This is a genomic window from Enterobacter sp. E14S (assembly GCF_055666685.1).
On sequence record NZ_JBVODQ010000013.1, the window covers coordinates 54,905 to 76,264 of the forward strand.

The following is a 21,360-nucleotide window of genomic DNA, read 5'->3' on the forward strand; positions in this document are numbered from 1 at the left end:
TTTTTGCGGAAATAAAACGGTGACTGCCCTCGCGTTACTGAAGCATCGCGTCTTTTCCCTGGCGAATATCGCGCGGAGACCAGTTAAATTCCCGGCGAAATAGCGTTGAAAAGTGATTGCTGTCGCCAAAACCGCAGCAATAGGCAATATCCGTGACGCTATCGTCGGTATGACGTAAAAGATGACGCGCTTTGATCAGGCGCAGACGGTTAAGGTAGCGTTGCGGCGTCAGTCCGGTGTGCTGTTTAAGCTGGCGATGCAGGGTACGCAACGACAGGGAAAAATCATCCGCAAGCGTTTCCCAGCAGACATCCTCGGCAAAATGATCTTCCAGCCAGGCCATCAGATGGTTCAGGCGCGCGTTGTTATCTTCCAGCCCTTCCACCAGGCTGCTGCGGCGCAGCAGCACCAGAAGCTGCATAAACAGCAGTTCGCGCGTGGCAATGGCGTGCGTCTCCTGCCCGTCCTCGCTCTTCTCCATCTGGCTCACCAGCTGACGCACCTGCTGCAGGATGGACTGATTCACCCGCCAGTGCGACGGATAGTGTCCGTCTTGCTCCTGGGGCAACAGCTGGCTCAGCCCCGAAAGAAACTGGAACGCGTCCGGGGAACGGTAAAGCACATTCGTCAGATACAGGTTGTCGGTATGTTCATACAGGTGCCGGTCGTGGTCGCGCACGAAGCACACCGTACCGCCGCTGATGGTATAAGGCTGGCCATTGAAAACATGAATACCCGTCCCGCGCTCAACAATCACAATTTCGTGAAAATCATGATGATGCTCCGGGAACGCAGCCTGAGGAAGCCGTGGCTCAATCGCGACAGGCGAACCTCCTGAAGGAAAAAAATCCACGCAGTGCAGTACGGTCATAACGGCCTCCACCAATGAAAAATGTTCTCAAAATAGTAATTAAGGCCTCCCACACTCACCTTCAATTTTTGGCAGTAAACCTCGCAAAAGCTGTCCATTTTTCAAGAAACAGGGGGAAAGATCGGGAAATGCGCTCAGCGTCACACTGCCTGAGCATCCCGTCACTGCTGGAAACTGTGAACGTCCTCACATTCACCTTTGCTTTCTTGCCAGCGCGAGATTTGGCCTGTCAGTGGCGAGAAGGTGACTTTTTCTTCCCTTTTTTACACTCACCGCTAATGACTTAAGAAAGGACCCGACCATGACTTTTCGCCATTGTGTGGCTGTCGATTTAGGCGCATCCAGCGGCCGCGTAATGCTCGCGAGCTGGGACCGTGAGCAGCACGCGCTTTCGCTTCGCGAAATGCACCGTTTCGCCAACTGCCTGCAAAAGCAGGACGGTTTTGATACCTGGGATATCGATGCCCTGGAGGCGGAGATCCGTACCGGACTGAACAACGTCTGCAACGACGGCATTCGCATCGACAGCATCGGCATTGATACCTGGGGCGTGGACTACGTTCTGCTTGATAGCCATGGCGAGCGCATCGGCTTGCCGGTTTCTTATCGCGACAGCCGCACCGACGGCCTGATGGCGAACGCTATCGCCCAGCTTGGCAAGGACAACATCTACGGGCGCAGCGGCATTCAGTTTCTGCCGTTTAACACGCTTTATCAGCTGCGTGCTTTGGTCGAGCAACAGCCGGAGCTGGTCGCGGACGTGGCCCATGCGCTGCTGATCCCGGACTACCTGAGCTATCGCCTGACCGGCAACATGAACTGGGAATATACCAACGCCACCACCACGCAGCTGGTCAACATCAACTCGGATAGCTGGGATGAACATCTGCTGGCCTGGACGGGGGCGTCGCCTTCCTGGTTCGGCACACCCACCCACCCGGGTAACGTGATCGGTCACTGGATTTGCCCCCAGGGGAACGCAATCCCTGTCGTTGCCGTCGCCAGCCACGATACCGCCAGCGCGGTAATAGCGTCCCCACTTGCAAGCAAAGACGCGGCTTACCTCTCGTCCGGCACCTGGTCGCTGATGGGCTTTGAGAGCAAAACCCCGTACGCCAGCGACGCCGCGATGGCGGCAAACATTACCAACGAAGGCGGTGCCGAAGGCCGCTACCGCGTACTGAAAAACATCATGGGGCTGTGGCTGCTCCAGCGGGTGCTGAAAGAGCAAAACATTACCGACCTGCCCGCGCTTATCGCCGAAACCGAGAAGCTGAAGGCCTGTACGTTCCTGATCAACCCGAACGATGACCGCTTTATCAACCCGGCGCACATGAGCGCCGAAATTCAGGTCGCCTGCGTCGAGGGCGGGCAGCCGGTGCCGTCGAGGCCTTCAGAACTGGCGCGCTGCATTTTTGACAGCCTCGCCCTGCTGTATGCCGACATCCTCAGCGAGCTGGCGAGCCTTCGCGGAAGACCGTTCAGCCAGCTGCATATCGTGGGCGGCGGCTGCCAGAACCAGCTGCTGAACCAGCTCTGCGCCGATGCCTGCGGCATCACCGTGGTGGCGGGTCCCGTGGAGGCCTCCACGCTCGGGAATATCGGCATTCAGCTGATGACCCTGGACGAACTTTCCAGCGTTGATGACTTCCGTTCTGTGGTGGCGGCTAACGCCAGCCTGACCACCTTCACCCCCAATCCCTGCCGTGAAATTGCTCGCTTTCGGGCGCAGTTTCAGCAAAACCGACTGACTAAGGAGCTTTGCGCATGACAACTCAATTAGAACAAGCCTGGGGCCTGGCTAAACAGCGTTTCGCCGCCGTCGGCGTGGATGTCGAAGAGGCGCTGCGCCAGCTCGACCGTCTGCCCGTATCCATGCACTGCTGGCAGGGCGATGACGTCGCCGGTTTCGAGAATCCAGGCGGTTCCCTGACGGGTGGTATTCAGGCCACCGGTAACTACCCCGGCAAAGCGCGTAACGCGACCGAACTGCGCGCCGACCTGGAGCTGGCGCTGAGCCTGATCCCGGGGCCAAAACGACTGAACCTGCATGCGATTTACCTCGAATCCGACGAGCCGGTGGCGCGCAACGAAATCAAACCGGAACACTTTAAGAACTGGGTAGAGTGGGCGAAAGCCAACCGGCTGGGCCTGGACTTTAATCCGTCCTGTTTCTCACATCCGCTGAGCGCGGACGGTTTTACCCTCGCCCACGCGGACGACGACATCCGCCAGTTCTGGATCGACCACGTGAAGGCCAGCCGCCGCGTTTCGGCCTATTTCGGCGAACAGCTCGGCACGCCGTCGGTGATGAACATCTGGATCCCGGACGGCATGAAGGACATCACCGTCGACCGTCTGGCCCCGCGCCAGCGCCTGCTGGCCGCGCTGGATGAGGCCATCAGCGAGAAGCTGGACCCGGCGCACCACATCGACGCCGTAGAGAGCAAGCTGTTCGGCATTGGCGCCGAGAGCTACACCGTAGGCTCAAACGAGTTCTATATGGGTTACGCCACCAGCCGCCAGACCGCGCTGTGTCTGGATGCCGGCCACTTCCACCCGACCGAGGTGATCTCAGACAAAATCTCCGCCGCCATGCTCTACGTGCCGCGCCTGCTGCTGCACGTCAGCCGTCCGGTGCGCTGGGACAGCGACCACGTGGTGCTGCTGGATGACGAAACCCAGGCGATTGCCAGCGAAATCATCCGTCACGACCTCTTTGACCGCGTACACATCGGCCTCGACTTCTTCGATGCCTCCATCAACCGCATCGCGGCATGGGTTATCGGCACCCGCAACATGAAGAAAGCCCTGCTGCGCGCGCTGCTGGAGCCTGTCGCCGCGCTGAAACAGCTGGAGGCTAACGGCGACTACACCGCGCGTCTGGCGCTGCTGGAAGAGCAGAAATCCCTGCCGTGGCAGGCGGTGTGGGAGATGTACTGCCAGCGTAACGACGCCCCGGCGGGCAGCCAGTGGCTGGACAACGTGCGGACATACGAGAAAGACGTGTTGAGTCAGCGCGGGTAATTTTGCCCTCACCCTAACCCTCTCCCACAGGGAGAGGGTTCAACCTCACCGCGATAACTGGAAAATGAAGACTATGCAGACCATCACCACTTCCTGGTTCGTCCAGGGCATGATCAAAGCCACCTCCGACGCCTGGCTGAAAGGCTGGGACGAGCGCAACGGCGGCAACCTGACGCTGCGCCTGGACGACGCGGATATTGAACCGTTCGCGGCCGATTTCCACCAGAAGCCGCGCTATATCGCGCTGAGCCAGCCGATGCCGCTGCTCGCCAACACGCCGTTTATCGTCACCGGTTCCGGCAAGTTCTTCCGTAACGTCCAGCTCGACCCGGAGGCCAACCTCGGCGTGGTGAAAGTGGACAGCGACGGCGCGGGCTACCACATTCTGTGGGGCCTGACCGACGAGGCGGTGCCCACCTCCGAACTGCCGGCGCACTTCCTCTCCCACTGCGAGCGCATCAGGGCGACGAACGGCAAAGACCGCGTGATCATGCACTGCCACGCCACCAACCTGATCGCCCTGACCTACGTGCTGGAAAACAGCGCCGACTTCATCACCCGCAAGCTGTGGGAAGGCAGTACCGAGTGCCTGGTGGTGTTCCCGGACGGCGTGGGCATTCTGCCGTGGATGGTGCCGGGTACCGACGAAATCGGCCAGGCAACCGCCGTTGATATGCAAAAACATGCTCTGGTGCTGTGGCCGTTCCACGGCGTGTTCGGCAGCGGCCCTACGCTTGATGAAACCTTTGGCCTGATCGACACCGCCGAGAAATCAGCGGAAGTGCTGGTGAAGGTGTACTCCATGGGCGGCATGAAGCAGACCATTTCCCGGGAAGAACTCATCGCCCTCGGCAAGCGCTTTGGCGTGAGCCCGTTGCAGTCCGCGCTGAATTTATATGCATAACGCCTTCGCAGGAAAATCTTTGATCGTTAAGGAGAATTATCATGAGCTTTATGTTGGCGCTTCCAAAAATCAGCCTTCACGGCACTGGCGCAATCGGCGATATGGTCAACCTGGTAGCGAACAAGCAGTGGGGAAAAGCGCTGATTGTCACCGACGGCCAGCTGGTAAAGCTGGGCCTGCTCGACAGCCTGTTTACCGCGCTGGACGCCCATCAGATGTCGTATCACCTGTTCGATGAGGTGTTCCCGAACCCGACGGAAGCGCTTGTGCAAAAAGGAATTTCGGCTTACCGGGACGCGGAGTGTGATTACGTGATTGCCTTCGGCGGCGGCAGCCCGATTGATACCGCCAAGGCGATCAAAATCCTCACCGCCAACCCCGGTCCGTCAACCAATTATTCCGGCGTCGGCAAGGTGAAAAATGCGGGCGTGCCGCTGGTGGCAATTAACACCACCGCAGGCACGGCGGCGGAGATGACCAGCAATGCGGTGATCATCGACTCCGCGCGACAGGTGAAAGAGGTGATCATTGACCCGAACATCATCCCGGACATCGCCGTGGACGATGCCAGCGTGATGCTCGATATTCCCGCCTCCGTGACCGCCGCAACCGGCATGGATGCGCTAACCCACGCCATTGAAGCCTACGTGTCCGTTGGCGCGCACCCGCTGACCGACGCCAACGCGCTGGAAGCGATTCGCCTGATCAACCAGTGGCTGCCGGAAGTGGTCGAAGATGGTCATAACCTTGAGGCGCGCGAGCAGATGGCGTTTGGTCAGTATCTGGCGGGCATGGCGTTTAACAGTGCGGGTCTGGGTCTGGTACACGCCCTGGCGCACCAGCCGGGCGCGACGCACAACCTGCCGCACGGCGTATGCAACGCCATCCTGCTGCCGATCGTCGAAAGCTTTAACCGCCCGAACGCGGTCGCGCGTTTTGCCCGCGTGGCGCAGGCGATGGGCGTCGATACCCGCGGCATGAGCGATGAAGCCGCCAGCATGTCCGCCATTCAGGCGATCCGCAACCTGAGCGCTCGCGTCGGCATCCCGGCGGGCTTTAGCCAGCTCGGCGTGACCAAAGCCGATATTGAAGGCTGGCTGGATAAAGCGCTCGCCGATCCGTGTGCGCCGTGCAACCCGCGCGCCGCCAGCCGCGATGAGGTCCGCGAGCTGTACCTGGAGGCACTATGATCCGCAAAGCCTTTGTGATGCAGGTCAACCCGGACGCGCACGAGGAATACGCGCGTCGCCACAATCCGATTTGGCCGGAGCTGGAAAAGGTGTTGAAAGACCACGGCGCACACCATTACGCCATTTATCTCGACAAAGCCCGCAACCTGCTGTTTGCGACCGTAGAGATTGAATCGGAGGAGCGCTGGAGCGCGGTAGCCAATACCGACGTCTGCCAGCGCTGGTGGAAACATATGGGCGACGTCATGCCGTCGAACCCGGATAACAGCCCGGTGAGTACCGAGCTTAAAGAGGTCTTTTACCTGGACTGATGTGTTAACGCTGCTGCCCCCGCGGCGGCAGCGATCTCCTGCCTGCTGCTCAGCGTAAACGCCGACACCACCGTAATCGCCAGCACGAAACAGCCCAGCATCAGATACGTCTCCTGGAAGCCGATCCGGTCATACATATTCCCGGCAAAAGCGGAGAGGAAAATGGCCGCCGACTGCTTGGCGAACTGGAAGCCGATCAGATAGATAGTCGCTGACAGTCGGGTATCAAACACCCCGGTGATGTACTTGAATGCGCCCACCAGCAGGAACGGGACTTCCAGCGCGTGCAGCATCTTGAGGGCAATCACCTCCACGGCGGTGGTGGCGAACGATGAACCGATAATGCGCGTCGCCATAATCACCCCGGCGATCAGCAGCGTGTTCTTCGCGCCGATGCGGTTAATGATCCACGGCGAGCAGAACATAATGACGGCATTACAAATCTCCCCCGCAGTCGTTGCGAAACCAAAGGCGCGGGTCCCTTCCTGCGGCGTGGCGAAGAAGGTTTTAAAGAAGGTGGCAAACTGCTGGTCGAAAACGTCATACACGCAGGCCACGCCAATCACATACAGAATGAACATCCACATTCTGCGCTGGCGGAACAGGTTGAACACGGTTTTGGCGGTGATTTGCGGCTGGTTCGCGCCCAGGGCATCCATGACCTGCGCCGTCTGGTTGGGCTTTGGCTTCGCCACCACCAGCAGCAGCATCAGCAGCAATGCCGCTCCCGATCCCATCCAGAAAACGTACGACGGATCGATGCCGAACAGGATGCCGCCCGTTGAGGCGCACAAGCCCCAGCCGAGGCAGCCAAACATCCGCGCCTTGCCGTACTCAAAGAAGCTGTTGCGGCTCACGCGCTCAATGTAGGCCTCAATCGCCCCCGATCCGGCCGAAAATACAAAACCGATATACAGCCCGCCGCTCAGCGCGCCCAGCCAGATATTGGCTTTCAGCAGCGGCGCGAAGACGTACAGGAAGAACGGCGCGAACAGAAACAGCAGCACCGCGATGATCCACAGAAGGTGTTTTTTCAGCCCCAGCTTGTCCGAAATGACGCCCAGTAGCGGCTGGAAGGCGATGGCCGACAGCGAGATGCAGGAGAAGACAATCCCGGTATGGGTTTTATTCAGGCCGATGATGTCCGACAGCCAAATCGGCAGGAACGGAAAGCAGGTGGCCATGATGAAGAAGTAGAGAAAGAAGAACAGCCCAAAGATCCAGAAGTTAGGGTTGTCTTTGTGGGTACAGGTTGTTGTGTTCATTATTTTTATCCTCAGCGGAGGGCCGACTTCCCGGCCCGTCACCCTTACACGCGTTCAACGCCAATCAGAATGGCGGTTTCCGGATCCAGAATCGGCAGCGCAATGCCCGCCTGCATCAGCCACTCGCCGCTCACCGTTTGCGGCGTTTCCATCCACGCCGGCAGCTTGCGCATGGTGTGCCCTCCCTCACCCGTAATCTGAATATTCGGGTGATCGAGCAGCGTGACGCGGTACCGCGCGCTGGCCTCCAGCCCCGCCATGCGCAGCGGCATCATCAGGCTGTAGTCCGGCATCGCGAGCTGGCTGACCATAAACAGCCCCTGCGCCTTGTCTTCGCTCACAATCCCCTGCGCCAGCGTGGTGGCATCCGGCATATCAATACGCCACTGGGTACCATGGTGGATCACCTCTCGCCACTGCTTGTGCAGCGCGGCGTAATGGCGATAGCCTTCGCGCTCCTGTGCGTCCACGGCGAGCGGATCCAGCTCCAGCCCCATATGGCCAAACAGGGCCGTCAGCCCGCGAAACTGGATGCTATGCTGGCGGAAGGTGGCGTGGCATTGATGATGACCGATATGAGCGCCCATTACCTCCGGCGGGAAGAAGTAGCTCATGCCGCGCTGGATGGTGCTGCGCTCCAGCGCGTCGTTGTTGTCGGACGCCCAGAAGCGGTGGCTGCGGGTCAGTACCTCATAATCAATGCGACCGCCGCCGGAGGAGCAGGATTCAAACTCAATATGCGGGAAGCGCTCGCCCAGCACGTCCAGCAGGCGGTAAAACTGGCGGGTCTGGGCGTCGGCGGCGGCTTTACCGTTATGTCCAGGCTGCACCAGCTCGCGGTTCATGTCCCACTTCACGTAGTCGACCGCATGCTCGCCCAGCAGCCAGCTCATGCGCTCCACCAGGTAATCAAAGGCCTTCGGAATGCTGAGATTAAGCACCAGCTGGTGTCGTCCGGTCGCCTGGGGATAGCCCGGCAGCGCCAGTACCCAGTCAGGATGCGCGCGGTACAAATCTGAATCCGGGTTGATCATCTCCGGCTCAACCCAGATGCCAAACTCCATGCCGAGCCGTTTGACGTGGTCGATCACCGGCGTCAGGCCGTTCGGGTATTTTTTCTCGTCCAGATACCAGTCGCCCAGCGCGGCATGGTCGTCGTTACGGCCTTTGAACCAGCCGTCATCAATGATGAAACGCTCCACGCCCAGCGCGGCAGCCTCGTCGGCCATGCGCTTGATGTAGTCCGGATCGTGGTTGAAGTAGATCCCTTCCCAGGTATTGAGGTGCACCGGGCGCGGTTTGTTTTCCGGGAAGCGGATGACGTTGTTGCGCAGGTAGCGATGAAACGGCTGGCTCATGCCGTTCAGGCCCTGTGCGGAGTAGCTGGCATACAGGCGTGGCGTCCAGAGCGTATCGCCCTCTTCAACCGCCATTTCACCCGGCAGGTAGAGCGCTTCGGCCTGAAGATAGCGACGACCGTCGGTTTTCGCTTCCGCGCGCAGGCGGTGATTACCGCTCCAGCCCAGATGCACGCCCCAGACGTCGCCCTGCATTTCGCTGAACGACGGCGTACCGGCAATCAGCGCCGGGAAGTGCTCGTGGGAGGTTTTACCCCGACGGTTTTCAATCACGAAGCTGTCATGTTCAAGCTTTACGCGGTGCGGCTGAAACTCCCTGATCCAGCGTCCGTGGAAGGCCATTACCTCCTGCGCGCGCTCGGCCACCGGCAGCGTGACGGCGAAACGGTCCACCTGCCAGGGGATCGCTTTCAGGTTGGTTAAACCGTGACGAACCACCAGCACGCCGCTGGCATCCAGCGCCAGCTCGCTGGTCAGGCGCAGGCCCGCATGCTCATCTTCGGCGGTTATCGTCAGGGTGTTTACGTCCTGCTGTACCTGCGTGGTTTTGAAAACTGGGGAACCGTCCAGCCCCTGGCGATGCCCCTCAATGCCAGGCGAACCAAACAGACCATGCCCCAGCTCGGCCATCAGCGTGACCGGGGAGTCGACGTCAAGCCTGCCGTTGGCAACGGGACGCGCGAGCATAGCAACATCCTGCGGCGAAAAGTGCGGAAGGTGAGGCCCCCAGTAGAGAATTTCGGCGAACGGATGAGTTTTGATCACCACGTCTACCGTCGTGGTTTCAAGTCGTAAAACGGAATCTTGCATCAGACATCTCCTGTCATCGGGATGATCTGAGTGTTGATCCGAAACGTTTCGGATACAAACCAAAACGTTTCGGATCTGTGATCGGGTTTAAAATTTTGCGGTATTTAGGCCGTCTGGCCCGGAGAGAATTCTGGCTGCCAGAGCACCTGAAGCCGTTCAATATCGTCGCCGTTAATCAGCTGGCGCACCATATCGGCAATCTGTTTCCCGACGCCCTGGCGGGTGGACTGGATCACCGACGCCACCTCAATATCAACGATGCTGTCCTGCGGCAGGCCATCATAGACCACCAGCGAGACGGCGTTGTCGCCGGATAAACGCCCCAGCTGCGCCAGCGCCATCGCCGCGCCGTCGCCGTGGGTGTTGCAGTCGGTAATGATGGCCGTGGGCGGCTGCGGCAGGGCAAGCAGTTCTTTCGTGGTGGCATACCCGACGCGGCGCGAAGGCGGCATGGCACGCAGCCATTCGCTGGAAAGCCCGGCTTCCCGCAGGGCGTCGAGATAACCCTGACGGCGCTGGGTGATAAACGCCTGATTGTTGCTTTCGCCAAGTAGCGCGATACGCTTATGGCCTTTCTCGATCAGCCAGCGGGTCGCCTGCCAGGTACCGGCATAGTTGTCGAAGTCAAACCACGCATACGGCTGCGGGAGGTGGCTGCGCCCAAGCGCCAGGAAAGGAAAACCGGCGGCCTGAAGCTGAACAAGACGCGGATCGTGGTCCAGCGTGTGCGCCACAATCAGCGCGTCGACGCGTCGGCTTTGCACCATGCGCATATAGCTGTGCTTATCCGCCAGATCGTCGTCGGCGATGAGCAATAAGTCGATCTCATGTCGCGCCAGTTCATGGCTAATTTCGCCAACCATGTCCATAAATACGCTGTTATTGAGCGGAACAGGATGTACGGGAAACACCAGCCCGACGGCGTCAATTTTGCCCATCTTCAGGCGGCGGGCAAAGGTGTTTGGTCGGTAACCACGGCGCTGAGCCTCAGCTTCCACGCGTGCGCGCGTCTCGGCGGAGACGTCGTCATATCCGTTGAGGGCGCGGCTGACGGTGGTGACAGACAGCCCCAGTTCTTTAGCAATGGCTTTAAGCGACATGAGTTTCCGTATCTCTGTTAGTTTTGTTCCGCCACCAGCAGCGCGTGCGTATCCGGCTCCAGCGCCTTAAAGATATGCGGCAAATCGGCGGGATAACAGATGTAATCTCCCGGTCCGAGTTCTTCGGCCGCGTCGATCAGGCCCACTAACGCGCGCCCCTGCGTCACAATAATGTGTTCAACGGACCCCGGCGGATGCGGCTGGGAAATGCGGTCTGCGCCCGGCTGGGTAAGCAGGAGGTATACGTCGCGTCGCGCGCCAGGCGGACATGCCGCCAGCAGTATCGCCTCGTAGTTGGCCTGTCCGGCAACGACCTTTGTACCTTCACCACGACGGATCACCTGAGTGGTAGGCTGCTGTGGTTCAAGCAGGCGGGCGAAAGGAATATCCAGCGCCACGCAAAGCGACCACAGCGTTTCGAGGCTCGGGTTACCGTTGCCTGATTCAAGCTGAGAAAGCGTGGATTTTGCGATCCCGGCACGGCGAGCGATTTCCGCCAGTGAAAGCCCGGTTCGCAGGCGCTCTCGCACCAGGCTTTTGGCGATTACGCTGATTGGCTGCGTCATAAAACGGCCTCTTTGTTCTTTAAATCGAACGAATCGTTCATCTTGAAAAACACTTCTGTTGCGTTCATTATAATGGATACCCGTTCGATATGGCTAAAAATGTATGAAGCATCATCTCTCTTGCCTGAAAGGCGACACCATAAAAGCAATCATCCTGGTCTGCCTCGCGGTCGGCGTGGTCGGGATGTCATACGGCTCCCTGGCGATGGCCTACGGTTTCCCGGTCTGGGTACCGTTTGTACTCTCCATCACCGTACTCGCGGGCGCGTCAGAGTTTATGTTTATTGGCATCGTGGCAAGCGGCGGTAACCCGCTGGCGGCCGCAGCCGCGGGGTTGCTGGTCAACGCGCGGCACGTGCCGTTTGGCGTGACGGTGCGTGAGCTGGTCGGCAAACGCGGCCTGAGCCTGTTGGGCTGCCACATCATGAACGACGAAAGCGTGGTGTTTGGCCTGTCGCAAAAAACGCCCGAACAGCGCAAAGCGGCGTACTGGCTATGTGGTTTAGGCGTGGCGATTGTCTGGCCGCTGGGGGCCCTGCTGGGCGCTATGGTCGGCAAGCTGCTACCGGACCCGGAAACCATTGGCCTGGATGCGGTATTCCCTGCCATATTGCTGGCGCTAGTGGTTCCCGCGTTTAAAAACCGTACCACGCTGATCCGCGCCTGCAGCGGCGCCGCGCTGTCACTGGCCGCCGTGCCGTTTGCCCCGGTGGGATTACCGGTGCTGCTCTCCTTACTGGGTCTCGCTGCGAGGAAAAAATAATGGGAAATATGACGTTTTTTATTCTCGGTATCGCCATTTTGTCTGCGGGAACGTATCTGATGCGTCTTGGCGGGGCGAAACTGGGCAGCAGGCTGGCATTGTCAGAGCGTTCACAGGCGCTGCTGTCAGATGCGGCAACGGTATTGCTGTTTTCCGTGGCGCTGGCGACCACGTTTTATGAAGGTGACCACTTTGCCGGCATGGCGCGCGTGCTGGGCGTGGCGTTTGCGGTATTTCTGGCCTGGCGAAAGATGCCGTTAATTGTGGTGATCGTGGCGGCGGCAGTGGTAACCGCGCTGCTGCGCGTGGCGGGCATAAACTAAAAAAGCGCCCCGGGGGCGCTCTTTCGACGGTGTGATAGCTTATTTAGTCAGTTCAGCAGTCATGTGTACGCGGTTACCTGAGAACGCCTGGGTAATTTTGTAAGATGATGCGCCAGCATCCTGAGCCTGAGCCGCGATTTTAGCTTCTGCGCCATCAATGGTAGAGGCGGTTGCGGTCACGGTCTGTGCAGCGAAAGAACCGAAAGAAGTAGCCAGAGCGATTACAGCGACAAAAGTTTTGATGCTTTTCATAATATAAACCCTTTCATTAAGTTGTTTAGGTAAGGCACCGTGCCTTGATGAGATAAATACTAGACCTCATCATGAACAACTAAAAGCGGAAGGATTTGCTATTATCATTCAAAATTATTGATTAACTATTAACCGCTGCGGATGGGTATAAATCGTCGCCCTTCCCGGCTTGCAGAAGCCCACCAGCGTCAGGTTGCAGCGCTCCGCCACCTCCACCGCCAGCGTGGTCGCCGCCGACACCGCGAACAGAATTTCCACACCGCACATCGCCGATTTTTGCACCATCTCATAGCTGGCGCGGCTGGAAACGAGTGCCGCCCCCTGCTTCCAGACATTACTTTCACGCGCCCGGCGACCGAGCAGCTTGTCCAGCGCCACGTGGCGGCCCACGTCCTCGTGTCCCCCGGCAATATCGCCCGACGGCAAAACCCATGCCGCCGCGTGCGTGCAGCCGCTCAGCTGGCCGATGGGCTGTACATCGTTCAGGTGCTCGAGCGCATGGTCGAGGCGAGCCAGATCAAAGGTCTGAGTAAACGGCAGTGGCGCAACGGGTTTGCCAATATCATTGAGCTGCTCAACGCCACAGACGCCGCAGCCGGTGCGCCCGGCCAGCGCGCGGCGGCGCTCTTTCAGCCCCATAAAGCGGCGGCTGGAGAGTTCGATTTGCACTTCAAGGCCGTTGCAAGCCTGCACCACGTCCATGCCGTAGATCTCCTGCGGATGGTCAATGATGCCTTCCGAGAGGGAAAAACCGATGGCGAACAGCTCGAGATCTTTCGGCGAAGCCATCATCACCACATGCGAGATGCCGTTGTAAACGAGCGCAACGGGCACCTCTTCCGCCAGAAAATCCGGCGTGGCATGGATAATGTGGGGCGGTCTGTGTACCGACAGTTCCACTATGCCCGCAGGCAGTGGTGACGAGTGGGGAGCACGGTTTTGTTTAGACACAGCGGTATTCCTGAACAACCACGGAGGTGAGCCTGCTATTGCATCACAAACAACAGGGCTTACGCATAGTATGGATCAACTTTTGAGCATCAAGTTTACCTACTCACTTGTGAGAGGTGCAACAAAACGCATGCTACACCCCTTTAACATGCGGGGTTAATAATGTGATTAATGTCACACTTTATAGTCAACAGGGTGATAATACGTTCACTTTGTATTAACGCCATTAGAACAGCTGTACCGACATTGTGGTATTCTGATGATATCCCTCGTGGAATTGAGGGATTAACGCAAATTTTTCTCCTTTGCGGTCAATTCTCAACCGCGAAGTTAAAACTACATATGTAAGCAATGTCGAAACAAGGAGTGACCCATGCAGGTCAGCAGAAGGCAGTTCTTTAAGATCTGCGCTGGCGGTATGGCAGGCACCACGGCAGCGGCACTGGGCTTTGCGCCCGGCGTAGCGCTGGCGGAAACGCGGCAGTATAAACTGCTGCGCACCCGTGAAACCCGTAATACCTGTACGTACTGCTCTGTCGGTTGCGGGCTGTTGATGTATAGCCTCGGCGACGGTGCTAAAAACGCCAAAGCGTCTATTTTCCATATCGAAGGCGACCCGGATCATCCGGTCAACCGCGGCGCATTGTGCCCGAAAGGGGCCGGTCTGGTGGACTTTATCCACTCCGAAAGCCGCCTCAAATTCCCTGAATATCGCGCGCCTGGCTCCGACAAATGGCAGCAAATCAGCTGGGAAGAGGCGTTTGACCGCATCGCAAAACACATTAAAGAAGACCGCGATGCCAACTTTGTTGAGAAGAACGCCGACGGCGTCACGGTCAACCGCTGGCTCTCCACCGGGATGCTGTGTGCCTCTGCTTCCAGCAACGAAACCGGATATTTAACCCAGAAATTTACGCGCGCACTCGGTATGCTCGCGGTCGACAACCAGGCGCGTGTCTGACACGGACCAACGGTAGCAAGTCTTGCTCCAACATTTGGTCGCGGTGCGATGACCAACCACTGGGTCGACATCAAGAACGCCAACCTCATTGTGGTGATGGGCGGTAACGCCGCTGAAGCGCACCCTGTCGGGTTCCGCTGGGCGATGGAAGCCAAAATCCACAACGGTGCGAAACTGATTGTGATCGATCCCCGCTTTACGCGTACTGCGTCAGTGGCGGATTTCTACACCCCTATTCGTTCAGGTACTGACATCACTTTCCTGTCAGGCGTATTGCTGTACCTGATGACCAACGAAAAATATAACCGCGAATACACCGAAGCCTATACCAACGCCAGCCTGATCGTACGTGAGGATTACCACTTCGAAGATGGCCTGTTCAGCGGTTACGACGCCGAAAAACGCAAATACGACAAAACCAGCTGGAACTACGAACTGGATGAGAAAGGCTTTGCGAAGCGCGACACCACCCTGCAACACCCGCGCTGCGTGTGGAACCTGCTGAAAGAGCACGTTTCCCGCTATACGCCGGAAGTTGTTGAAAACATCTGCGGTACGCCGAAGGCGGACTTCCTGAAGGTGTGTGAGCTTATCGCCGAAACCAGCGCGAAAGATAAAACCGCGTCGTTCCTGTACGCCCTCGGCTGGACGCAGCACTCCATCGGCGCGCAGAACATCCGTACCATGGCGATGGTGCAGCTGCTGCTCGGCAACATGGGGATGGCAGGCGGCGGCGTGAACGCCCTGCGCGGTCACTCCAACATTCAGGGTCTGACCGACCTCGGCCTGCTGTCTCAAAGCCTGCCGGGTTACATGAACCTGCCAAGCGAGAAACAGACCGACCTGCAGACCTACCTGACGGCCAGCACGCCAAAACCGCTCCTCGAAGGCCAGGTGAACTACTGGGGCAATTATCCGAAGTTCTTCGTTTCGATGATGAAAGCCTTCTTCGGCGACAAAGCGACGGCTGAAAACAGCTGGGGCTTTGACTGGCTGCCGAAGTGGGACAAAGGCTACGACGTTCTGCAGTATTTCGAGATGATGCACCAGGGCAAAGTGAACGGCTATCTGTGCCAGGGCTTTAACCCGGTTGCCTCGTTCCCGAACAAGAACAAGGTTGTTGAGTCTCTGTCGAAGCTGAAGTTCCTGGTGACGATTGACCCGCTCAATACCGAGACTTCAACCTTCTGGCAGAACCACGGTGAATCGAACGACGTCGATCCGTCAAAGATTCAGACCGAAGTGTTCCGTCTGCCGTCAACCTGCTTCGCAGAAGAGAACGGTTCTATCGTCAACTCCGGACGCTGGCTGCAGTGGCACTGGAAAGGCGCGGACGCCCCGGGCATCGCCATGAACGACGGCGAGATCCTGGCCGGCATCTTCTTACGCCTGCGTAAGATGTATGCGGAAGAAGGCGGCGCGAACCCGGAACCGGTGCTGAACATGACCTGGAACTACTCGACGCCGGAAAATCCTGCGCCGGAAGAAGTGGCGATGGAGAGCAACGGTAAGGCGCTGGCGGACGTTATTGACCCGGCCACCGGCACCGTACTGGCGAAGAAAGGCGATCAGCTCAGCACCTTCGCGCACCTGCGCGATGACGGTACCACCTCCAGCGGCTGCTGGATCTTTGCCGGTAGCTGGACGCCGAAAGGCAACCAGATGGCAAACCGCGATAACGCCGACCCGTCGGGCCTTGGCAATACGCTGGGCTGGGCATGGGCGTGGCCGCTCAACCGCCGCATCCTCTATAACCGCGCATCCGCTGACCCGCAGGGCAACCCGTGGGATCCGAAGCGTCAGCTTCTGAAGTGGGACGGCGCGAAATGGGGCGGCGTGGATATTCCGGACTACAGCACTGCCGCACCGGGCAGCGACGTTGGGCCGTTTATCATGCAGCCTGAAGGGATGGGACGCCTGTTTGCTATCGATAAGATGGCGGAAGGTCCGTTCCCGGAACACTACGAGCCGTTTGAGACGCCGCTGGGTACCAACCCGCTGCACCCGAACGTGGTCTCTAACCCGGCAGCCCGTATCTTCAAGGGCGATTTCGAAGCGCTGGGTAAAAAGGACAAGTTCCCGTACGTGGGTACCACCTACCGTCTGACCGAGCACTTCCACTACTGGACCAAGCACGCGCTGCTTAACGCCATCGCGCAGCCGGAACAGTTTGTGGAGATCGGCGAGAAGCTGGCGGGCAAGCTCGGCATCGCCCATGGCGATACCGTGAAGGTCTCCTCTAACCGCGGCTATATTAAAGCCAAGGCGGTGGTGACCAAGCGTATCCGCACGCTGAACGTTCACGGTCAGGAGGTGGACACCATCGGTATCCCGATCCACTGGGGCTATGAGGGTGTGGCGAAGAAAGGGTTCATTGCGAACACCCTGACGCCGTTCGTCGGCGATGCGAACACGCAGACGCCGGAGTTTAAGGCCTTCCTCGTGAACGTGGAAAAGGTGTAACGGAGACGACTTATGGCTTATCAATCTCAAGACATTATCCGTCGTTCCGCGACAAACAGTTTCACGCCCGCGCCTCAGGCGCGGGACCACCAGCAGGAAGTGGCGAAGCTTATCGACGTGACCACCTGTATCGGCTGTAAAGCCTGTCAGGTGGCGTGTTCAGAGTGGAACGATCTGCGTGACGAAGTGGGTCACAACGTCGGGGTGTACGACAACCCGGCGGACCTGACCGCCAAGTCCTGGACGGTGATGCGTTTCTCGGAAGTGGAGCAGAACGACAAACTGGAATGGCTTATCCGCAAAGACGGCTGTATGCACTGTGCGGATCCGGGCTGCCTGAAGGCATGTCCGTCAGAAGGGGCTATCATTCAGTATGCCAACGGCATCGTCGACTTCCAGTCCGAACAGTGCATCGGCTGCGGCTACTGCATCGCGGGCTGCCCGTTCGACGTTCCGCGCCTGAACCCGGAAGACAACCGCGTCTACAAATGCACGCTGTGCGTTGACCGCGTCACCGTCGGCCAGGAGCCAGCGTGTGTGAAGACCTGCCCAACCGGCGCTATCCACTTTGGCTCCAAAGAGGATATGAAAACGCTGGCGGCAGAGCGTGTGGGCGAGCTGAAAACCCGTGGTTACGACAACGCGGGCCTGTACGATCCGGCCGGAGTTGGCGGTACGCACGTGATGTACGTGCTCCACCACGCTGACAAGCCGAACCTGTATCACGGCCTGCCGGAGAACCCGGAAATTAGCGCCACCGTGAAGTTCTGGAAAGGCATCTGGAAACCGCTGGCAGCGGTCGGTTTTGCTGCCACCTTCGCAGCGAGCATCTTCCACTACGTCGGCGTTGGTCCGAACCGCGCGGAAGAGGAAGACGACAACCTGCATGAAGAGAAAGACGAGGTGCGCAAATGAGAAAACGTGACACCATCGTGCGCTACACCGCGCCGGAACGCATCAACCACTGGGTCACCGCCTTCTGCTTCATGCTGGCGGCGATAAGCGGGCTGGGGTTCTTCTTCCCGTCCTTCAACTGGCTGATGCAGGTACTGGGTACGCCACAGCTGGCGCGCATCCTTCACCCGTTCGTGGGTGTGGTGATGTTTGCCTCGTTTATCATCATGTTTTTCCGCTACTGGCACCATAACCTAATCAATCGGGATGATATCTTTTGGGCGAAGAATATTCGTAAGATCGTCGTCAACGAGGAAGTGGGTGATACCGGGCGTTATAACTTCGGCCAGAAGTGCGTATTCTGGGCGGCGATTATCTTCCTGGTCCTGTTGCTGGTGAGCGGCGTGATCATCTGGCGTCCGTACTTTGCGCCTGCTTTCTCAATCCCGGTGATCCGATTTGCGCTGATGCTGCATTCATTTGCCGCAGTGGCGTTAATTGTGGTTATCATGGTGCATATCTACGCCGCCCTTTGGGTGAAAGGCACCATTACCGCGATGGTGGAAGGATGGGTAACCAGCACGTGGGCGAAGAAACATCACCCGCGCTGGTACCGTGAAGTCCGCCAGAAACAGGAAAAGTCATCTGAATGAGTATTCGCATAATCCCGCAAGATGAGCTGGGGTCGAGCGAGAAACGCACGGCGGATTATATTCCGCCGTTGTTATTCCCCAGACTCAAGAACCTCTACAACCGCCGCGCAGAGCGTCTGCGCGAGCTGGCAGAGAACAACCCGCTGGGTGATTTTCTGCGCTTTGCCGCGCTGGTTGCCCACGCGCAGGAAGTGGTGCTGTACGACCACCCGCTGCAAATGGATCTGACCGCGCGCATCAAAGAAGCCAACGCACAGGGCAAGCCGCCGCTGGACATTCACGTCCTGCCGCGCGACAAGCACTGGCAAAAGCTGCTGCATTCGCTGATTGCCGAGCTGAAGCCGGAGATGAGCGGCACCGCGCTGGCGGTCATTGAGAATCTGGAAAAAGCGTCCGAACTTGAGCTGGAAGAGATGGCGAGCGCGCTGTTTGCCTCCGACTTCGCTCTGGTGAGCAGCGATAAAGCGCCGTTTATCTGGGCTGCGCTGTCGCTCTACTGGGCGCAAATGGCAAGCCTGATCCCCGGTAAAGCCCGAGCCGAATACGGCGAGGCGCGCCAGTTCTGTCCGGTCTGCGGTTCCATGCCGGTATCGAGCATGGTGCAAATCGGCACCACTCAGGGGCTGCGCTACCTGCACTGCAACCTTTGCGAAACCGAGTGGCACGTGGTGCGCATCAAGTGCAGCAACTGCGAGCAGACCCGCGATCTGAACTACTGGTCGCTGGAAAATGAAGAAGCGGCGGTGAAAGCCGAAAGCTGCGGCGACTGCGGCACTTACCTGAAGATTCTTTATCAGGAAAAAGACCCGAAAGTCGAAGCGGTGGCCGACGATCTCGCCTCGCTGATTCTGGATGCGAAGATGGAGCAGGAGGGCTTTGCCCGCAGCTCGATCAACCCGTTTCTGTTCCCGGGTGAAGGGGAGTAATTCCCATTTAGCCCGGTCAGCCTCTTTGCTGCCGGGCTAATTACTGCGAAAGTGCAGGGATAACATGTTGAGGATCGTTGGCAATAGCCCGCAGCAGCGCCTTAGCCGGACCTGTAGGTGAGCGCCTGCCTTGTTCCCAGTTACGCAGTGTATCGACACTAACAGAAATTAAATTCGCGAATTTACTCTGCGATAGCCCGGACGCCTGACGAATTTCTTTAATTTTTATCGCGTCGATTTGAAAGGTGCGCGATGGCTCACGTTTGCCCTCGGCAATTTCGTTCATTTGCGCCATGCTTTGGGTTAATCGCTCAAACAGCGCCTTATCCATTTACCACCTCTCAATCATCTTTTTCAGAATGGCTTTCTCACTTGCAGAAAGGTCATCTTTGATTCCTTTGCGATAGATGAGCAGCAGTCTAATTTCATACTCACGCGTACGATGAAAATAGATGACTCTGACTCCACCACGCTTCCCCTTGCCGCCAGCAAGCCAGCGAATCTTTCGCAGGCCTCCCGTATTCTGGATAAGATCGCCGAACTCCGGTTGAGTAGCCAGGAATACCTGGAACCTATGATATTCGTCGTCATCCAGTAACGTTTTGACGTCTTCTGTGAAAATATCCGTTTCAATGAATAGCATTAATCATACGCCATTGGCTTATGGTAACAAATGCCCAATGTACGTCAATGACGTACCCCTGGCTGATTACGTTAAAGGGATACGCTGAATAAGGCGAATGGTACTTCCTGCTACGTTGTGTATTTGCGAGCCACTTTCCAGATGACCGTTACTCCTCCTCGTTCCCACCCTCTTCATACGCGCCGAAGGGCTTCGCTGGAAGAACAATGTAGGTGCCTTCAAACACCGCACCCGGTGTTTTATCGCCAAACAGTTCAACCTGCATTTGTACGCGGGCTTTGCGGCCGCGCGCCAGGCGGTCGAGATCGCCACCCAGTGACCCTAGATCGGCCACGGCGCTCGGCTTGCCGCTTATCGGTGCGCTATAGCGAATGTGGGCATCGGCGAGAATGATCGTACCGCCCAGATGGCGCTCGCGAAGCATTAGCCAGATGAGACCCCACCCGGTGAGCGTCGCGAGGGAAAACAGACTTCCGGCAAACAGAGTGTGGTGCGGGTTTTGATTGCCGGTTTCCGGCATGGTGGTAATAAATTTTTGTCCGGTGTACTGCTGAATGCGCACACCCATTTTTTCGCTGAGCGGAATGTGCTGATACCAGGCCTGCTGCAGCTGTCCGCACCAGTCGGCGCGATGAAGAATATCATCCAGCGTGGCGATGGGTTTAATCATCAAAAAATGACGAATCGGCGTGGTTTGCGGGGTTGTGATTTCCCCCTGATTCACAAAACCGAGCTTGGCAAAAAATTCTACGGCATCTTCGCGGGCGCTACAGGTGACGCGCTTAACACCTTCCTGACGGGCGACGGACTCAAGGGTCATCGCCATTAGCGTTCCTAGACCTTTGTCCTGAACGGAGGGATGAACTGCCATAAAGCGAATCGACGCTTCGTTATCGGCGTTGATATACAAGCGCCCGACGGCGACGAGGTTACCCTCTTCGTCCATCACCATCTGATGGTGGGCCATCGCATCCCAGGCGTCGCGTTCAGATCCTTTTGGCTGATGCAGTGGCTTGCGCAGCATTTCCCAGCGGAACTGGTAATAAGCGTCTAACTCTTCTTCCGTTTGCGGTACTCGAAGGTGATACATAGCTGTACTCTCTCTTGTTACCCGCGGCCACGCCGCCAG

21 protein-coding genes are annotated in these 21,360 nt (G+C 58.0%); 11 read left to right on the forward strand and 10 right to left on the reverse strand.

Annotation, left to right across the window (positions count from 1 at the left end; translation table 11 throughout):
* Positions 1 to 34: 34 nt before the first annotated feature.
* Positions 35 to 871 carry an HTH-type transcriptional activator RhaS gene (gene rhaS, locus ACZ6J2_RS19985; RefSeq protein WP_211438793.1) on the reverse strand — a complete coding sequence of 279 codons (837 nt, stop codon included), beginning with the start codon at positions 869 to 871 and terminating at the stop codon, positions 35 to 37.
* 301 nt (positions 872 to 1,172) lie between these two features.
* Here rhaS and rhaB point away from each other — a divergent pair, with 301 nt between their 5' ends.
* The 5 genes from rhaB to rhaM all read left to right on the forward strand — a co-directional run bounded on the left by rhaB (position 1,173) and on the right by rhaM (position 6,303).
* Positions 1,173 to 2,642: a rhamnulokinase gene (rhaB, locus tag ACZ6J2_RS19990; protein ID WP_471726511.1), complete on the forward strand. Its 1,470-nt coding sequence runs from the start codon at positions 1,173 to 1,175 to the stop codon at positions 2,640 to 2,642.
* On the forward strand, positions 2,639 to 3,898 hold the full coding sequence (rhaA, locus tag ACZ6J2_RS19995; protein WP_471726512.1) for an L-rhamnose isomerase: 1,260 nt from the start codon (positions 2,639 to 2,641) through the stop codon (positions 3,896 to 3,898). The genes rhaB and rhaA overlap by 4 nt, the downstream gene beginning before the upstream one ends.
* 73 nt (positions 3,899 to 3,971) lie before the next feature.
* On the forward strand, positions 3,972 to 4,802 hold the full coding sequence (rhaD, locus tag ACZ6J2_RS20000) for a rhamnulose-1-phosphate aldolase (protein ID WP_262771532.1): 831 nt from the start codon (positions 3,972 to 3,974) through the stop codon (positions 4,800 to 4,802).
* A 41-nt stretch (positions 4,803 to 4,843) separates the two neighbouring features.
* The gene (gene fucO / locus ACZ6J2_RS20005) at positions 4,844 to 5,992 is read left to right on the forward strand and encodes a lactaldehyde reductase (RefSeq protein ID WP_471726513.1); all 1,149 of its coding nucleotides are present in this window, start codon (positions 4,844 to 4,846) and stop codon (positions 5,990 to 5,992) included.
* Positions 5,989 to 6,303 carry an L-rhamnose mutarotase gene (rhaM, locus tag ACZ6J2_RS20010; protein WP_471726514.1) on the forward strand — a complete coding sequence of 105 codons (315 nt, stop codon included), beginning with the start codon at positions 5,989 to 5,991 and terminating at the stop codon, positions 6,301 to 6,303. Before fucO ends, rhaM begins: the two co-directional genes overlap by 4 nt.
* Here the strand turns inward: rhaM and ACZ6J2_RS20015 are convergent.
* The 4 genes from ACZ6J2_RS20015 to ACZ6J2_RS20030 all read right to left on the reverse strand — a co-directional run bounded on the left by ACZ6J2_RS20015 (position 6,291) and on the right by ACZ6J2_RS20030 (position 11,402).
* Entirely contained in the window at positions 6,291 to 7,568 is a 1,278-nt protein-coding gene (locus ACZ6J2_RS20015) for an oligosaccharide MFS transporter (protein WP_471726515.1), read from the reverse strand. The two genes, rhaM and ACZ6J2_RS20015, sit on opposite strands and share 13 nt — an antisense overlap.
* A gap of 44 nt (positions 7,569 to 7,612) precedes the next feature.
* Positions 7,613 to 9,736, reverse strand: coding sequence for an alpha-galactosidase (locus tag ACZ6J2_RS20020; protein WP_471726516.1), 2,124 nt, complete (start codon positions 9,734 to 9,736; stop codon positions 7,613 to 7,615).
* 104 nt (positions 9,737 to 9,840) lie between these two features.
* Positions 9,841 to 10,836, reverse strand: a complete 996-nt coding sequence (locus tag ACZ6J2_RS20025; protein WP_471726517.1) for a LacI family DNA-binding transcriptional regulator — start codon at positions 10,834 to 10,836, stop codon at positions 9,841 to 9,843.
* Between the two features lie 17 nt (positions 10,837 to 10,853).
* Positions 10,854 to 11,402, reverse strand: a complete 549-nt coding sequence (locus ACZ6J2_RS20030) for a helix-turn-helix domain-containing protein (RefSeq protein WP_033146956.1) — start codon at positions 11,400 to 11,402, stop codon at positions 10,854 to 10,856.
* Positions 11,403 to 11,505: 103 nt separating this feature from the next.
* On the opposite strand from ACZ6J2_RS20030, the gene ACZ6J2_RS20035 reads away from it, so the two are divergent.
* A complete protein-coding gene (locus ACZ6J2_RS20035; protein ID WP_023309745.1) occupies positions 11,506 to 12,165 on the forward strand; it encodes an AzlC family ABC transporter permease in 660 nt (219 codons plus the stop codon).
* Positions 12,165 to 12,488, forward strand: coding sequence for an AzlD domain-containing protein (locus tag ACZ6J2_RS20040; protein ID WP_033146957.1), 324 nt, complete (start codon positions 12,165 to 12,167; stop codon positions 12,486 to 12,488). Before ACZ6J2_RS20035 ends, ACZ6J2_RS20040 begins: the two co-directional genes overlap by 1 nt.
* A 39-nt stretch (positions 12,489 to 12,527) precedes the next feature.
* Here ACZ6J2_RS20040 and ACZ6J2_RS20045 read toward each other — a convergent pair whose 3' ends face one another.
* Together ACZ6J2_RS20045 and fdhD are read right to left on the reverse strand one after the other, a co-directional pair.
* Complete coding sequence (locus tag ACZ6J2_RS20045) at positions 12,528 to 12,740, reverse strand: YdgH/BhsA/McbA family protein (protein WP_033146958.1); 213 nt, start codon at positions 12,738 to 12,740, stop codon at positions 12,528 to 12,530.
* 114 nt (positions 12,741 to 12,854) lie between these two features.
* Positions 12,855 to 13,691: a formate dehydrogenase accessory sulfurtransferase FdhD gene (gene fdhD / locus ACZ6J2_RS20050; RefSeq protein ID WP_471726518.1), complete on the reverse strand. Its 837-nt coding sequence runs from the start codon at positions 13,689 to 13,691 to the stop codon at positions 12,855 to 12,857.
* A 373-nt stretch (positions 13,692 to 14,064) separates the two neighbouring features.
* Here fdhD and fdnG point away from each other — a divergent pair, with 373 nt between their 5' ends.
* Genes fdnG through fdhE form a run of 4 tightly spaced genes read left to right on the forward strand, consistent with a single transcriptional unit; the run spans position 14,065 to position 19,588 of the window.
* Positions 14,065 to 17,115 carry a formate dehydrogenase-N subunit alpha gene (gene fdnG, locus ACZ6J2_RS20055; protein ID WP_155279732.1) on the forward strand — a complete coding sequence of 1,017 codons (3,051 nt, stop codon included), beginning with the start codon at positions 14,065 to 14,067 and terminating at the stop codon, positions 17,113 to 17,115.
* Positions 17,116 to 17,127: 12 nt separating this feature from the next.
* A complete protein-coding gene (gene fdxH, locus ACZ6J2_RS20060; RefSeq protein WP_010436855.1) occupies positions 17,128 to 18,030 on the forward strand; it encodes a formate dehydrogenase subunit beta in 903 nt (300 codons plus the stop codon).
* Positions 18,027 to 18,662 (forward strand): formate dehydrogenase cytochrome b556 subunit, encoded by a 636-nt coding sequence (gene fdoI, locus ACZ6J2_RS20065; RefSeq protein WP_010436852.1) that lies wholly within the window; start codon positions 18,027 to 18,029, stop codon positions 18,660 to 18,662. The genes fdxH and fdoI overlap by 4 nt, the downstream gene beginning before the upstream one ends.
* Positions 18,659 to 19,588 (forward strand): formate dehydrogenase accessory protein FdhE, encoded by a 930-nt coding sequence (fdhE, locus tag ACZ6J2_RS20070; RefSeq protein WP_029741588.1) that lies wholly within the window; start codon positions 18,659 to 18,661, stop codon positions 19,586 to 19,588. Before fdoI ends, fdhE begins: the two co-directional genes overlap by 4 nt.
* A 40-nt stretch (positions 19,589 to 19,628) precedes the next feature.
* Here fdhE and nadS read toward each other — a convergent pair whose 3' ends face one another.
* From nadS to fabY, 3 genes are all read right to left on the reverse strand, one after another.
* Positions 19,629 to 19,919: a NadS family protein gene (gene nadS / locus ACZ6J2_RS20075; protein ID WP_032662702.1), complete on the reverse strand. Its 291-nt coding sequence runs from the start codon at positions 19,917 to 19,919 to the stop codon at positions 19,629 to 19,631.
* The gene (locus tag ACZ6J2_RS20080) at positions 19,920 to 20,231 is read right to left on the reverse strand and encodes a hypothetical protein (RefSeq protein WP_045888501.1); all 312 of its coding nucleotides are present in this window, start codon (positions 20,229 to 20,231) and stop codon (positions 19,920 to 19,922) included.
* A 148-nt stretch (positions 20,232 to 20,379) separates the two neighbouring features.
* Positions 20,380 to 21,321 carry a fatty acid biosynthesis protein FabY gene (gene fabY / locus ACZ6J2_RS20085; RefSeq protein ID WP_023309755.1) on the reverse strand — a complete coding sequence of 314 codons (942 nt, stop codon included), beginning with the start codon at positions 21,319 to 21,321 and terminating at the stop codon, positions 20,380 to 20,382.
* Positions 21,322 to 21,360: the final 39 nt, after the last annotated feature.